Consider the following 13,643-nt stretch of genomic DNA (forward strand, 5'->3'; position numbering starts at 1 on the left):
GACGGGAGGTCGTCAGATGCTGGCGCGGATCAGATGTCGTCGACGGAGGACGACTCGAACCGGGAGGAGATGTTGATGCCGAGCTCTTCCGCGGCGCGGTAGACCTCGTCATCGGTGTCGCGCAGGCTGACCGCGGTGCCGTCGGCCGAGAGGACCTCGACGTTCAGGCACAGGGACTGCATCTCCTTGATGAGGACCTTGAAGGACTCCGGGATGCCGGGCTCCTGGATGTTCTCGCCCTTGACGATGGCCTCGTACACCTTCACGCGGCCGAGGATGTCGTCCGACTTGATGGTGAGGAGCTCCTGGAGAGCGTAGGCGGCGCCGTAGGCCTCGAGGGCCCACACCTCCATCTCGCCGAAGCGCTGGCCGCCGAACTGCGCCTTACCACCGAGCGGCTGCTGGGTGATCATCGAGTACGGGCCCGTCGAGCGCGCGTGGATCTTGTCGTCGACGAGGTGGTGCAGCTTCAGGATGTACATGTAGCCGACCGAGACCGGGTCCGGGAAGGGCTCCCCGGAGCGGCCGTCGAACAGCTGCGTCTTGCCGGACGAGCCGATCAGGCGCTCTCCGTCGCGCGTCGGGGTGGTGGAGTCGAGGAGCCCTGCGAGCTCCTCCTCCGCCGCACCGTCGAAGACGGGGGTCGCGACCTTGGTGCCGGGCGCCGCCTCGCGGGCGTGCTCGGGCAGGCGCGCGGCCCACTCCGGCTGGCCCTCGACCTTCCAGCCCTGCTTCGCGATCCACCCGAGGTGGATCTCGAGGACCTGGCCGAAGTTCATGCGGCCGGGGACGCCGAGCGGGTTGAGGACGATGTCGACCGGGGTGCCGTCGGCGAGGAACGGCATGTCCTCGACCGGCAGGATCTTCGAGATGACGCCCTTGTTGCCGTGGCGGCCGGCGAGCTTGTCGCCCTCGGTGATCTTGCGCTTCTGGGCGATGTAGACGACCACGCGCTGGTTGACGCCCGAGCCGAGCTCGTCGTCGCCGTCCTGCGCGTCGAACACCTTGACGCCGATGATCGTGCCCTGCTCGCCGTGGGGCACCTTCAGCGACGTGTCGCGGACCTCGCGGCTCTTCTCGTTGAAGATCGCGCGGAGCAGGCGCTCCTCGGCCGAGAGCTCGGTCTCGCCCTTGGGCGTGACCTTGCCGACGAGGATGTCGCCGGGGCGGACCTCGGCGCCGATGCGGATGATGCCGCGCTCGTCCAGGTCGGCCAGGAGCTCCGGGCTGACGTTGGGGAGGTCGCGGGTGATCTCCTCCTTGCCGAGCTTGGTGTCGCGGGCGTCGACCTCGTACTCCTCGATGTGGATCGAGGAGAGGACGTCGTCCTTCACCAGGTTCTGGCTGAGGATGATCGCGTCCTCGAAGTTGTGGCCCTCCCACGGCATGAACGCGACGAGCAGGTTCTTGCCCAGCGCGAGCTCGCCGTTCTCGGTGGCGGGGCCGTCGGCGACGACCTCGCCGACCTCGATGCGCTCGCCGGCCGAGACGACCACGCGGTTGTTGTACGAGGTGCCCTGGTTGGAGCGGTCGAACTTGCGGAGGAAGTAGGTCTGCGTGCCGCCCTCGTCCAGCTGGACGGTGACGGAGTCGGCGGAGACCTCCTGGACGACACCGGCCTTGTCGGCGGTGATGACGTCGCCGGCGTCGATGGCCGCGAAGCCCTCCATGCCGGTTCCGACGACGGGCGACTCGCTGCGGAGCAGCGGGACGGCCTGACGCTGCATGTTCGCGCCCATGAGCGCGCGGTTCGCGTCGTCGTGCTCGAGGAACGGGATCAGCGAGGTCGCGACCGAGACCATCTGGCGCGGCGAGACGTCCATGTAGTGGACGCGCTCGGCGTCGACGAGCTCGACCTCTCCGCCCTTGGGGCGGACCAGGACCTTGCCCTCCGCGAAGCGGAAGTCCTTCGTGAGGGGGGCGTTCGCCTGGGCGACCAGGTACTCGTCCTCCTCGGACGCGGTGAGGTAGTCGATCTGCGAGGTGACGGTGCCGTCGACGACCTTGCGGTACGGGGTCTCGATGAAGCCGAACGAGTTGATGCGCGCGAAGGACGCGAGCGATCCGATCAGGCCGATGTTCGGGCCTTCCGGGGTCTCGATCGGGCACATGCGGCCGTAGTGCGAGGGGTGGACGTCGCGGACCTCGACGCCGGCGCGCTCACGGGAGAGTCCGCCGGGGCCGAGCGCCGACAGGCGGCGCTTGTGGGTCAGACCCGCGAGCGGGTTGTTCTGGTCCATGAACTGCGACAGCTGGCTGGTCCCGAAGAACTCCTTGATCGCGGCGACGACGGGGCGCACGTTGATCAGGGTCTGCGGGGTGATCGCCTCGATGTCCTGCGTGGTCATGCGCTCGCGGACGACGCGCTCCATGCGGGACAGTCCGGTGCGGACCTGGTTCTGGATCAGCTCGCCGACCGCGCGGATGCGGCGGTTGCCGAAGTGGTCGATGTCGTCGACGTCGAGACGCAGCTCGACCGGCTCGCCGTCGCGCACGCCGGGGAGGGCGGTGCGGCCGTCGTGCAGGGCGACCAGGTACTTGATGGTCGCGATGATGTCCTCGACCGTGAGCACCGAGTCGGACAGCGCCTTGTCGATGCCGAGCTTGCGGTTGATCTTGTAGCGGCCGACCTTCGCGAGGTCGTAGCGCTTGGAGTTGAAGTAGAAGTTGTCCAGCAGCGCGCGGGCGGCCTCGGCGGCGACCTGCTCGCCCGGACGGAGCTTGCGGTAGATGTCGCGGAGGGCGTCCTCCTTGGTGAGGATGTTGTCCTTCTCGAGGGTCAGCTCGATCGACTCGTAGCCGGCGAACTGCTCGAGGATCTCCTCGCTCGTCAGGCCGAGGGCCTTGAGGAACACGGTGACCGACTGCTTGCGCTTGCGGTCGATGCGCACGCCGACCTGGTCGCGCTTGTCGATCTCGAACTCGAGCCAGGCGCCGCGGCTCGGGATGACGCGGGCGGAGTAGATGTCCTTGTCGGACGTCTTCTCCTGCTGGCGCTCGAAGTAGACGCCGGGGCTGCGCACGAGCTGGGACACGACGACACGCTCGGTGCCGTTGATGATGAACGTGCCCTTCTCGGTCATCAGCGGGAAGTCGCCCATGAAGACCGTCTGGGTCTTGATCTCACCCGTGAGGTGGTTCATGAACTCGGCCTCGACGTACAGCGGAGCGGCATAGGTCTTGCCGCGCTCCTTGCACTCCTCGATCGTGTACTTCTCGGGCTCGAGGTACGGGTTCGTGAAGCTCAGCTGCATCGTCTCGCTGAGGTCCTCGATCGGGGAGATCTCCTCGAAGATCTCGTCGAGGCCGGAGTTGGCGGGGAGGTCCTCCCGGCCGGCGGCCTTCGCCTCGGCGACGCGGGTCTTCCACGCCTCCGAGCCGACGAGCCAGTCGAAGCTCTCGGTCTGCAGCGCGAGCAGATCCGGAACGGTCAGGGTGTCGCTGATCTTGGCGAACGAGAGACGCGAAGCTCCGCGTCCGTTCTTGGGTGAGGTGGTGGTCGCGGTGGACGCAGCAGCCAAGGAAGGAACCTCCGTAGACCCTCGCGGGTCTCAATCTGTGGGATGTGTGGAGTGGGCTCCCGCCGGACGGGCCGCCACCCCTGCCCGCACGCCGTGCGGACCGAGGCGACTCGGTCTTGGGGGCGGGGCTAGAGTGTGGCAACGGCATCCACCATCTGATGCCGGGTTCCGGTGACCTGCCGACCGCGATATGAGGGCATGGGTACTCGGGAGCGCAAAGTACGAATATAGCCGCATCGCGCCACGCCGCGCAAGTGCGGATGCTTGCGCCGCCCCGCGGGGTCCGGTATACGAGGCCACGGCCTCCCGGATCGATCCGACCGGGCCCGGCGCGGAGCCCCGCCGTCCCGCCGCCGCGGCAGACTGGTCGGATGCAGGAACGCACCGGCCGCCGACGCGGAGACGACTCCGAGCACCCCCGCGCCGTGCTCGCCAGCGGGTACACCGCGCGGATCGAGCCCGACCGCCACTCGCCCGAGGCGGCGACCCTGGTCGTCGACGGCACTCCGCAGTCGCACGTCGACCTCGCGGATCCGACGCACCTCTCGTTCGAGTACGTCCGCCGGATCGGCCACGCGATCGACCTCGTCGCCCCCGAGGGCGAGAGCGTCACGGCGCTCCACCTGGGCGCCGGAGCGCTGACCCTCCCCCGCTACGTCGCCGCGACCCGGCCGGGCTCGCGCCAGCAGGTCGTCGAGATCGAGGGCGCTCTGGTCGAGCTGGTGCGCGAGGCGCTCCCGCTCCCCCGCGGGGCGCAGATACGCATCCGCCAGGGCGACGCCCGCGAGGTGCTCGGCAAGCTGCCGCCCGGGCTGCGCGGCACGGTCGACGTGGTCGTCGTCGACATCTTCTCGGGCGCGCGCACTCCCGCGCACGTGACCAGCGCCGAGTTCTACGGGGCGATCGCGCCGCTGCTCGCCCCCGGCGGCCTGGTCGCGGTGAACGTGGCCGACGGCGGCGCGCTCGCCTTCGCCCGCGCCCAGGCCGCGACGCTCGCCTCCGTCTTCGCGCACACCGCGATCATGACCGACACCCAGATGCTCAAGGCCAAGCGCTTCGGGAACGTGGTGATGCTCGCCTCGGCCGATCCGCTGCCGCTCGACGGCCTGCCGCGGCGCCTCGCCTCCGACCCCGCCCCCTCCAAGCTGGTGCAGGGGCGGGAGCTCGGGAACTTCATCGCCGGCGCCCTCGTCGTCACGGACGCGACCGCCACCCCGTCGCCGCTGCCGGCGCGGAGCATCTTCCAGGTGCGACGGGGCTGACCCGGGCCGCGCGTCGGGGCGCCGTCCGGGGACCCGCCGGTACACTCGACGCCGGGGTCAGCGACCCCGACCGTCCTCTCGTCCGCCGCGCGCGACGACCCGGATCCGCACTCCACGAGGAAGCATCGCCCTGAGCATCATCATCCGCCACGACCCCGCGACCCTCCACGAGGAGATCGACGTCGACGCCGCCCAGGAGCGCCTGGAGGAGATCGGCGCGCTGCGCAGCCTCGCCGCGCTCACCGAGAAGGCGGAGCTGCTGCGCCTGCTCGGGCGCGTCGACGAGGCGTGGGACCTCGCGAACGAGGCCGTCCGCCGCACCCGCTTCTCCGGCGACCGCGCCGAGCTGCTCACCGCCCGCGTCCGCCGCGCCCGCCTCATGCAGCTGCGGGGCCGCACCGACGAGGCCCTCTCGGAGCTCGCGCTCTGCGTCGAGGAGGCGCGCACGCACGAGTGGCACCTCGAGCACTCCTTCGCGCTCAAGCACCGCGGCCTCACCTTCTTCGAGCTGGGCGAGTACGGCCGGGCGATACGCGACTTCGACGCCGCGACCGCCCTCGGCGAGCGCGTCGGGGTCCCCGAGGAGGAGCTCGAGGTCGCGCGCCTGGGCTACGCCGCCGCCTCCGAGTTCCAGGACGGGACCGACCGCGAGGCCCGCACCGACGGCATCGCCCGCGGCCGCCGCCGCGCCGACGGCGACGAGTCCTAGGCAGCGCCACCGGTGGCCGACCTCGAGGACGTGGCCCGCTGGGCCGACGCGCTGATCGAGGAGCACCTCGACCCCTCCTGGTCCTTCGCGCTCGACCACGCGCGCACCCGCGGCGGCGCCTGCCACTGGACGCGCCGCCGGATCACGGTCTCGCGCCACCTGGCAGCCCGCTGGAGCGACGAGGAGGTCCGGCAGACACTCCTGCACGAGGTCGCTCACGCGCTCGCGGGGCCCGACGCCGGGCACGGACCGCAGTGGCGGCGGATCGCGGCACGGCTCGGCTACACGGGATCGCGCACCCACAGCAACCCGACCGCGGACGAGCTCGCGCCGTGGGTCGGCACCTGCCCGGGCGGACACCTCTTCTACCGCCATCGCCGGCCCACCCGGCCCCTGGCCTGCGGCCGCTGCGCGCGCCGGTTCGAGCCCGCGAACGCGATCCAGTGGCGGCGCCGACCGGTCCCGGCGCCGTGACCCCGGACGAGGCCCCGCACGGCGGGCGCACGTCGGTCGCCGGGCAGTGGCTCCCCGAGGCCGACGGCCGGCGCTGGTGGTTCGACTCCGGAAGCCTCGCACTCGACTTCGCCACGACCGGAGCACTGCCTCCGGGAGCGGCCGAGCACCTCGACTCCGACGCCGCTCTGGCCGCCTGGCTCGCCGAGCGCTTCGAGGCGGTCGGCCCCGAGAGCCGGGACGCGCGCCTCGACGACGCGCTGATGCTCCGGGGCGCGATCGCCCGGCTGGCCGTCGCGGCCGAGGCCGGCACCGCGCCCGACCCGCGCGACGTCGACGTGGTCAACCTGGTCGCGGCGATGCCCGATATCCCGCCGGTGCTGAGCGGCGGATCGCGGCAGGCAGGACGGCTCCACGCGGCGGGCAGGCAGGCGCTCGCGTCCATCGCCCGGGAGGCCGTGGGGCTGCTGGGTCCGGCCGCGACCGGACGGCTGCGGCGCTGCGCGGATCCGGAGTGCCGGATGCTCTACCTCGACACGTCCCGAGCCGGGTCGCGCCGCTGGTGCTCGATGCAGCGCTGCGGGAACCGGTCGAAGGTCCGGGCCTACCGGGCGCGCGCCGCCGCCCCGCGCGGCTGACGCACCGCCGCGGCACCGGGAGCGGCGCCGCGGCGGGACGGGTCAGTCGGAGACGCGGACCGAGCGGTCGAAGGCGACGTAGCCCGAGAAGTCCTTGCCGACGCGGTCGAACGCCGTCGGGTAGGGGTGCGGGTACGACCAGGCCTTGTCCTTCTGCAGGCCGTCGCCGGTCTGCACCGAGAAGTACTGGCACTCGCCCTTCCACGGGCAGGTGTAGGGCGTGGGGCTCTCGACGAGCACGCCCTCGGCGATGCTCGACGGCGGGAAGTACCAGTTGCCCTCGATCGAGATCAGGTCGGAGTCGGGGGCGTCGGCGAGGACGACGTCGTTGAGGACGGCTTTCATGCGGGCCAGCTTTCGGTCGGGGCGGGGGGCGGAGGGACCGCCTCCGCCGAACGCTACGCCGGGGGCGGGCGAGTGGTCGAGGCGGCGGCTCGGATCCGCAGGGGCTTGTGCGCTCCGCGGACGCCCTGCACCGCTCGGAGGCCGCGCCCGCCGGAGCGGCGGGTCAGCGGAGGACCGACACCTCGTCGACGGCGTCGACCCGGGCGGCGGCGCGGACCTCGTCCGCCCGCCCCTCGGCGGCGAGCAGGCGGCCGGACTCGGACGCGGTGAGCAGATGCGCGCACGCCCGGCGCAGGCCCTCGTAGGACGCGCAGGCCACCGCGGCCTCGGGCGAGACGTGGTCGATGCCCAGCCCGATGAGCGCGTCGACGACGGCGCCGGCCGCCAGCTGGTCCTCCATCGCGAACCGCGCCGCTCCGCTGTCGTCGACGTCGCCGAGGGCGATCACGTTGACGCTGGTGCGCCCGCCGTTCTCGTGCTGGCGCTCCAGGATCCAGCGGGCGACGGCCGAGCGGTCGGCCAGGCCCGCGCGGACGACGCGGCCCTCCACTCCCCCGAGGTCGGGGCTCTCGCCTCCGGGCAGAGCGTCGACGAGCACCGTGACGTGGGCGGGGGCGAGCACGCGGAGGGCGCGCGCCCCCCACTCGAAGCGGATCTGATAGGTCGACTGGTCGACGGAGGCGGCGGGAGCGGTCACCCTGACACGGTAGCGAGCACCGGAGGCGCATACACGTCCGGGGCTCCGCGCGCACCCGGTTCCCGCGCAGGGGCGGGCGGAGGAGGATGTTCTTCGTGAAGGTGATGCTCAAGCACGTGCTCGACACCGACGCCGACTCCGCCTGGCGCGCCCTGCAGAGTCCGGCCGTGTTCCGGGAGGTGATGTCCCCGCTCCTGACCGCCGCGTCGCTGGACGAGGGCGGCTTCCGCCCGACCTGGGGGCTCGGCTCCCACGAGGTCGCGATGGACGCCCTCGGGATCGTGCCGATGGGCGCGCAGGAGATCGACCTCTCCTACCGCCGCGTCCCCTCGATGCCCGACGTGCGGATCCTGCGCGACAGCGGCGGGCCCCTCACCGGCTCCCTCCGCCTGATCACCGCGTGGGACCACCGCATGGCCGTCGCCCCGCTCCCCGACGGGCGCACGCTCTTCCGCGACCGCCTCGAGTTCTCGGCGGGCCTCGCCTCGGCCGCGCTCTGGCCGTCGATGTGGGCGTTCTGGCAGTGGCGCGGCATCCGCATCCGTTCCCTCGCCCCGTCCTGGCGCCACGATCTCGGTGCCGACACCCGCCCGCGCGGGGAGTCCGCCGCATGAGCCCCGACGGCGTCGCCGAGGAGGAGACCGAGCTGTCGCGCTCGGAGCTCCTGCGCCTCCAGTGGCCCTCCGCCGACGAGGAGGAGCAGGACGACGACGGCGTCTCGCCCCGCCGCCGCCTCACGACCGCGGTCGAGGTGTCGGACTGGCGCCGCCACGTCCAGGCCCTCTACTCGGAGGTGCGCCGGCTCTCGAACGTGGACCTGCTCGCCGCGCACGCGTCCTGGATCCGCGGGCGCAACGCGCTCTTCGCGCAGCACCCCTCCACCCCCCTCCTCCCGGCCGACCGCGCGCACTTCCGCTCGCTGCCGATCGCGCCCTACGACGCGGCCTGGCGCTTCGAGCTCGAGGTGGCTCCGGCCGAGGAGGCGCGGCGGATGGACGTGGAGACCGGCACCGACGGCACCGTCCCCTTCGAGCTGATCGGCACGGTCGAGGTGCCGGACGCCGGCAGCCTCGACGTCTGGCGCCTCGCGTCCTACGGAGGAGGCCTGTTCCTGCCGGTCAAGGACGCCCTCGCGGGGACACCCGGCGGCACCTACGGCGGCGGCCGCTACCTCCTGGACACCGTGAAGGGCGCCGACCTCGGCCCGGGCTCCGCCCCGGGGACGCTGGTGCTCGACTTCAACTTCGCCTACAACCCCTCCTGCGCCTACGACCCGGCCTGGGCCTGCCCGCTCGCCCAGGCGGGCAACCGGCTGCCGGTCGAGGTGCCGGTCGGCGAGCGCTACCGGGGCTGACACCGACCCTGGACGTTCTCGGAGGGGCGGCCGATAGCCTCCGGGCGGCGCCGTCGTGCGCCGGAAAGCAGGAAAGCCGCATGCCCCGTCCCGTCCTCCTCGTCACCGGAACCTCCACCGGCATCGGCCGCGCCACAGCGATCGAGGCCGCGCGCGCGGGCTGGCGGGTGGTCGCCACCGTGCGGGATCCGGAGCGGGCGGAGGGCCTGCGCGCCGCCGCCGCCGAGGCCCGCGTCGAGCTCGACCTGCGGGCGCTCGACGTGACCGACGCGGACTCCGTCGCCGGCTGCCTCCGCGCCGTGGAGGAGGAGCTCGGCGGTCTCGACGCCCTCGTGAACAACGCCGGAGCCGGCCACCTCGGCACCCTCGAGCTGGAGGATCCGGAGGAGCTGCGCCGCGTGATGGAGGTCAACTTCTTCGGCACCGTCGCGGTCACCCGCGCCGCGATGCCGATGCTGCGCTCGTCCCGCGGCCGCATCGTCACCGTCTCGAGCGTCGGCGGCGCGATCGGGCAGCCGTTCAACGAGGACTACTGCGCGGCGAAGTTCGCGGTCGAGGGGTTCTTCGAGGCGCTCGCCCCGGTCGCCGCCTCCGTCGGCGTCCACGTGTCGCTGATCGAGCCGGGAGCGGTCCGCAGCAGCTTCGTCGAGAACGTCGGCATCGACGCGGCGGCGATGCTCGCGCAGGCCGGCCCCTACGCGCCGGCGCTCGGCGCCTACCTCGACCGCGCCGCGTCGTCCTTCTCCTCGACCCACGCGCAGGACCCGTCCGACGTCGCCGCCGTCATCCTGAAGACCCTGCGCGACCCGGAACCGGCCTTCCGCGTGCAGACCTCGGACTGGGCGGGCGACTTCGTCGGGACCAAGCTGAGCGACCGCGACGGCTCCCGCGTGCAGGCCGCGATGCGCGGATGGATCGGCATCCACTAGAGTGGGACGGTGCGAGCGCAGCGACTGCGCTCCCCCGCGTCGTAGAACGCCCCTTGTCCCCTAGGACTCTGACCGTCGAGGATCCGTCCCGACCATCTGGCGCACGTGCATGAGGCCCCCGGCCGCGCGCACCGAATCGTACGGCGAACGGATGTGACCACCGTCACCTTCGCCCGAACGCCGATCACCCGCGCCCCGGCCACCGCCCGCGCGTCCTCGATCGGCATGATGCCCCCGAAAGGCACCACTCCATGTCGAACACCCCCCTCTCCTTCAGCGCCCTCGGCGTGCCGGCCCCCCTCGTGGCCGCGCTCACCGCGAGCGGCATCACCGAGCCCTTCCCGATCCAGGTCGACACGCTGCCCGACACCCTCGGCGGACGCGACGTCCTCGGCCGCGGCAAGACCGGCTCCGGCAAGACCCTCGCCTTCTCCATCCCGATGATCGCCCGCCTCGGCGGCTCGCTCGCCGGCGGACGCCGCCGCCCCGGCCGCCCGCTCGGACTCGTCCTCGCGCCGACCCGCGAGCTCGCCACGCAGATCACCGCCGCGATGCAGCCCCTCGCCGACGCCTACGGCATCGTCACCACCACGATCTTCGGAGGCGTCTCGCAGCAGCGCCAGGTCGCCGCGCTCAAGCAGGGCGTCGACATCGTCGTGGCCTGCCCGGGCCGCCTCGAGGACCTGATGAAGCAGGGCTTCGTGAACCTCGACGCCGTCGAGATCACCGTCCTCGACGAGGCCGACCACATGGCCGACCTCGGCTTCCTGCCGGTCGTCACGCGCATCCTCGACAAGACCCCCCGCGGCGGGCAGCGCCTGCTGTTCTCCGCGACGCTCGACAACGGCGTGGACAAGCTGGTCAAGAAGTACCTCCAGAACGAGGTGCTCCACTCGGTCGACGAGGCCAACTCGCCCGTCGCGCTGATGACCCACCACGTGTTCGAGGTCGACGGCCTCGACGCCAAGAACGCGCTCGTGAAGACGCTCGCGTCCGGCACCGGCCGCCGCATCCTCTTCATGCGCACCAAGCACCACGCGAAGAAGCTCGCCAAGCAGCTCACCGGCCAGGGCATCCCCGCGGTCGACCTGCACGGCAACCTCTCGCAGGTCGCCCGCGACCGGAACCTCGCCGCGTTCGGCGCCGGCACCGTCAAGGTCCTCGTCGCCACCGACGTCGCCGCCCGCGGTGTGCACGTCGACGACGTCGAGCTCGTCATCCACGTCGACCCGCCGATGGAGCACAAGGCGTACCTGCACCGCTCGGGCCGCACCGCCCGCGCCGGCAGCGAGGGAGACGTCGTCACCGTCGTCCTGCCCACGCAGCGCAGCGACGTGAAGACCCTCCTCCGCAAGGCCGCGATCCAGGTCGCGCCCCAGCAGGTGACGGCCGACTCGGCCGCCGTCGCGAAGCTCGTCGGCGACGTCGCTCCGTACGTCACCCCCAGCGCCGTCGTCGAGCCCGTCCGCGGCCAGTCGCAGGGCGGACGCTCGCAGGGCGCCAACGCGCAGCGCAAGCGCGCGGCCCGTACCGAGGGCACCGCCGCACCCCGCGGCGGACGCTCGACGGTGCCGCGACCGGCGGAGGCGACCGCCCCCGCCGCGACCGCACCGCCGCCGAGGGACCCGCCCGCGGCGGCGCCCGCGGAGGCCGCAGCCGCTCGGCCGCCGGTGCCCCCTCGACCTCGGGCGGATCGCGCTCGTTCTACAGCACCGCGACCGGCGGAGCAGCCTCGGCCGCTCCCGCCCGCGAGTCCGCCGGCGGCGGCGCCCGCCGCGGCGGCCGCCGCGCGCAGGGCTGAACCGTTTTGTGCGCCGCGTAGCGGCGCACCGCGGTCGACTTCAAGGACGGTCGCGGCGCGCAGAGCGTGTCGCGACCGGCTAGGTCCGATCCGCTCACACGCGGATCGACCGTTCGCCTCGCGGGCAGCCGCGGAGCGGCGCACCGCGGTCGGCTTCAAGCACGGTTGCGGTACGCAGAGCGTGTCGCGACCGGCTAGGCCGATCCGCTCGCACGCGGATCGACCGTTCGCCTCGCGGGGAGCGGCTGGTCCGGGGGCTGAGCGTTCGGTGATCGCACCTCAGCGCTCGTCCTGATCAGGGCGCCGACATCACGAAGGGCCGGGGCCCGCGACTTCTGGTCGCGGGCCCCGGCCCTTCGTCGTTCACGCTTCACCTCTTCGAGCGGAGTCCCGCACAGGGAGCTCCGGAAGTCCTCACCGCGTCATGATCAGGCGATCCCCTGCTGCGCCGTCGTCGGGCAGGGGCGCCGCCTCTCCTCGCCCGGTCACAGAGGTCCGGTGGACGCCGGATCCACGAGCCGAACGGCCGGGTCGCGTGCCGGCGGATCGGTCCAGGCGGACGCCCGACACTCCAGCCGGCCCGCCATCCTTGCAAGCCGACCGCGACGCGCCGCTATCGGTGCGCAGAAGGGAGCGCCGCGGCCGATCCGCGCCGCTAGGACAGGCGGCCGACGGAAGCGAGCGCGGCGCGGATCAGAGCGCCCCGCCCGCCCTCCATCTCGGCGGAGATCGCGTCGGAGCAGGCCTCGTCGGGGGTCATCCAGGTGAGCTCGAGGGCGTCCTGGCGGGGGTCGCAGGTGCCGGTGACGGGCACGACGTAGGCGAGGGAGACCGCGTGCTGGCGGTCGTCGGTGAACGGTCCCATGCCGGGCATCGGGAAGTACTCGGCGACGTGGAAGGGGAGCGGGCTCGCGGGGAGGAGGGGGAAGGCCATGGGGCCGAGATCCTTCTCGAGGTGGCGGAACAGCGCGTCGCGAAGCGTCTCGCCGTACATCACGCGGCCCGAGACGATCGTGCGGGTGATCTGGCCGGAGGGGGTCGCGCGCAGGAGCACACCGACCTCGGTGACCTGCCCGAGCCCGTCGACCCGGACGGGCACGGCCTCCACGTACAGCAGCGGGAGCCGCCGGCGGATCTCGGCGAGTTCGTCGTCGGACAGCCACCCGGAGTTCGGGTCAGGGGTGCGCACGCTCATGCAGCCATTCTCACCCTTCGCGGCTGGTGTTCCGACCGGCGGCGGCGATCCCGCACTCAGGGGGATGATGGTGCGATGGGAATCGACGCGAACGCGGTGCTGTGGTCCTCCTCCGAGCGCGACCGCGTCGGCAGGCCCCTCCTGGTGCTGCTGCACGGCTACGGCTCGCACGAGGGGGACCTGTTCTCGCTCGGCGCCTACCTGCCGCTGGAGCCGGTCCTCGCGTCCCTCCGGGCGCCTCTCGCCCTGGGCGGCGGGGCGAACGCGTGGTGGCCCCTCCGTGTCCCGCTGGTGCCGGACGAGCCGCGGGCCGATCCCGAGGCCGTCGAGGCGGCGGCGGCCGGTGTGATCGAGTGGCTCGACGGTCTGGAGCACCCGGGCCCGGTGGGGCTGCTGGGCTTCTCCCAGGGCGCCGCGCTGGCGGTGCAGCTGCTGCGGCGCGCGCCTGGCCGCTTCGCCTTCGCGGTCGCCCTGTCCGGGTTCGTGGTCCCGCTCGCCGAGGGCGACGACGCGGACGAGCGGCTCGCCCGCGAGCGTCCGCCGGTGTTCTGGGGCCGCGGGACGCTCGACACGGTGATCCCGGAGGAGCTCGTGCGGGACGCGGCGGCCTGGTTCCCGGAGCACACGGCGCTCGACGCCCGGGTCTACGAGGGCGTCGCCCACGGAGTCGGGCAGGCCGAGCTCGCCGACATCGGCACGTTCGTGCGTCTCGGCTTCGCCTGACGGGCGGACTCCCCCG

At 72.8% G+C, this 13,643-nt stretch carries 13 protein-coding genes; 9 read left to right on the forward strand and 4 right to left on the reverse strand.

Translation table 11 applies throughout. From position 1 onward, the window contains the following. Positions 1 to 29: 29 nt before the first annotated feature. Positions 30 to 3,521, reverse strand: a complete 3,492-nt coding sequence (gene rpoB, locus GSU40_RS12765; protein ID WP_104224581.1) for a DNA-directed RNA polymerase subunit beta — start codon at positions 3,519 to 3,521, stop codon at positions 30 to 32. Between the two features lie 371 nt (positions 3,522 to 3,892). Between rpoB and GSU40_RS12770 the strand changes: the two genes are divergently transcribed. The 4 genes from GSU40_RS12770 to GSU40_RS12785 all read left to right on the forward strand — a co-directional run bounded on the left by GSU40_RS12770 (position 3,893) and on the right by GSU40_RS12785 (position 6,583). Next, positions 3,893 to 4,783 (forward strand): fused MFS/spermidine synthase, encoded by an 891-nt coding sequence (locus GSU40_RS12770; protein ID WP_160035185.1) that lies wholly within the window; start codon positions 3,893 to 3,895, stop codon positions 4,781 to 4,783. A gap of 379 nt (positions 4,784 to 5,162) precedes the next feature. After that, positions 5,163 to 5,492 carry a hypothetical protein gene (locus GSU40_RS16950; RefSeq protein WP_208543316.1) on the forward strand — a complete coding sequence of 110 codons (330 nt, stop codon included), beginning with the start codon at positions 5,163 to 5,165 and terminating at the stop codon, positions 5,490 to 5,492. 12 nt (positions 5,493 to 5,504) lie between these two features. After that, a complete protein-coding gene (locus tag GSU40_RS12780; protein ID WP_104250885.1) occupies positions 5,505 to 5,966 on the forward strand; it encodes a SprT-like domain-containing protein in 462 nt (153 codons plus the stop codon). Then, complete coding sequence (locus tag GSU40_RS12785; RefSeq protein ID WP_244229477.1) at positions 5,936 to 6,583, forward strand: CGNR zinc finger domain-containing protein; 648 nt, start codon at positions 5,936 to 5,938, stop codon at positions 6,581 to 6,583. The genes GSU40_RS12780 and GSU40_RS12785 overlap by 31 nt, the downstream gene beginning before the upstream one ends. Before the next feature lie 42 nt (positions 6,584 to 6,625). Here GSU40_RS12785 and GSU40_RS12790 read toward each other — a convergent pair whose 3' ends face one another. Beyond that, on the reverse strand, positions 6,626 to 6,928 hold the full coding sequence (locus tag GSU40_RS12790) for a DUF427 domain-containing protein (protein ID WP_104224584.1): 303 nt from the start codon (positions 6,926 to 6,928) through the stop codon (positions 6,626 to 6,628). Between the two features lie 163 nt (positions 6,929 to 7,091). After that, positions 7,092 to 7,625 (reverse strand): 2-phosphosulfolactate phosphatase, encoded by a 534-nt coding sequence (locus GSU40_RS12795; RefSeq protein WP_104226768.1) that lies wholly within the window; start codon positions 7,623 to 7,625, stop codon positions 7,092 to 7,094. An 86-nt stretch (positions 7,626 to 7,711) separates the two neighbouring features. Here GSU40_RS12795 and GSU40_RS12800 point away from each other — a divergent pair, with 86 nt between their 5' ends. The 4 genes from GSU40_RS12800 (at position 7,712) to GSU40_RS12815 (ending at position 12,004) form a co-directional block, all read left to right on the forward strand. Then, positions 7,712 to 8,239, forward strand: a complete 528-nt coding sequence (locus GSU40_RS12800) for a hypothetical protein (RefSeq protein ID WP_160035187.1) — start codon at positions 7,712 to 7,714, stop codon at positions 8,237 to 8,239. Next, positions 8,236 to 8,979 (forward strand): DUF1684 domain-containing protein, encoded by a 744-nt coding sequence (locus GSU40_RS12805; RefSeq protein WP_160035189.1) that lies wholly within the window; start codon positions 8,236 to 8,238, stop codon positions 8,977 to 8,979. The genes GSU40_RS12800 and GSU40_RS12805 overlap by 4 nt, the downstream gene beginning before the upstream one ends. 80 nt (positions 8,980 to 9,059) lie before the next feature. After that, a complete protein-coding gene (locus tag GSU40_RS12810; RefSeq protein WP_104269391.1) occupies positions 9,060 to 9,908 on the forward strand; it encodes an SDR family oxidoreductase in 849 nt (282 codons plus the stop codon). Positions 9,909 to 10,159: 251 nt separating this feature from the next. Beyond that, positions 10,160 to 12,004: a DEAD/DEAH box helicase gene (locus tag GSU40_RS12815; RefSeq protein ID WP_244229478.1), complete on the forward strand. Its 1,845-nt coding sequence runs from the start codon at positions 10,160 to 10,162 to the stop codon at positions 12,002 to 12,004. A gap of 360 nt (positions 12,005 to 12,364) precedes the next feature. On the opposite strand, the gene GSU40_RS12820 is transcribed toward GSU40_RS12815, so the two are convergent. Then, positions 12,365 to 12,904, reverse strand: coding sequence for an NUDIX hydrolase family protein (locus tag GSU40_RS12820; RefSeq protein ID WP_104225113.1), 540 nt, complete (start codon positions 12,902 to 12,904; stop codon positions 12,365 to 12,367). Positions 12,905 to 12,979: 75 nt separating this feature from the next. Between GSU40_RS12820 and GSU40_RS12825 the strand changes: the two genes are divergently transcribed. Beyond that, the gene (locus GSU40_RS12825; RefSeq protein ID WP_104260904.1) at positions 12,980 to 13,627 is read left to right on the forward strand and encodes an alpha/beta hydrolase-fold protein; all 648 of its coding nucleotides are present in this window, start codon (positions 12,980 to 12,982) and stop codon (positions 13,625 to 13,627) included. Positions 13,628 to 13,643 lie beyond the last annotated feature (16 nt).

It is taken from the genome of Rathayibacter sp. VKM Ac-2805 (assembly GCF_009834265.1).
Lineage (GTDB): Bacteria > Actinomycetota > Actinomycetes > Actinomycetales > Microbacteriaceae > Rathayibacter.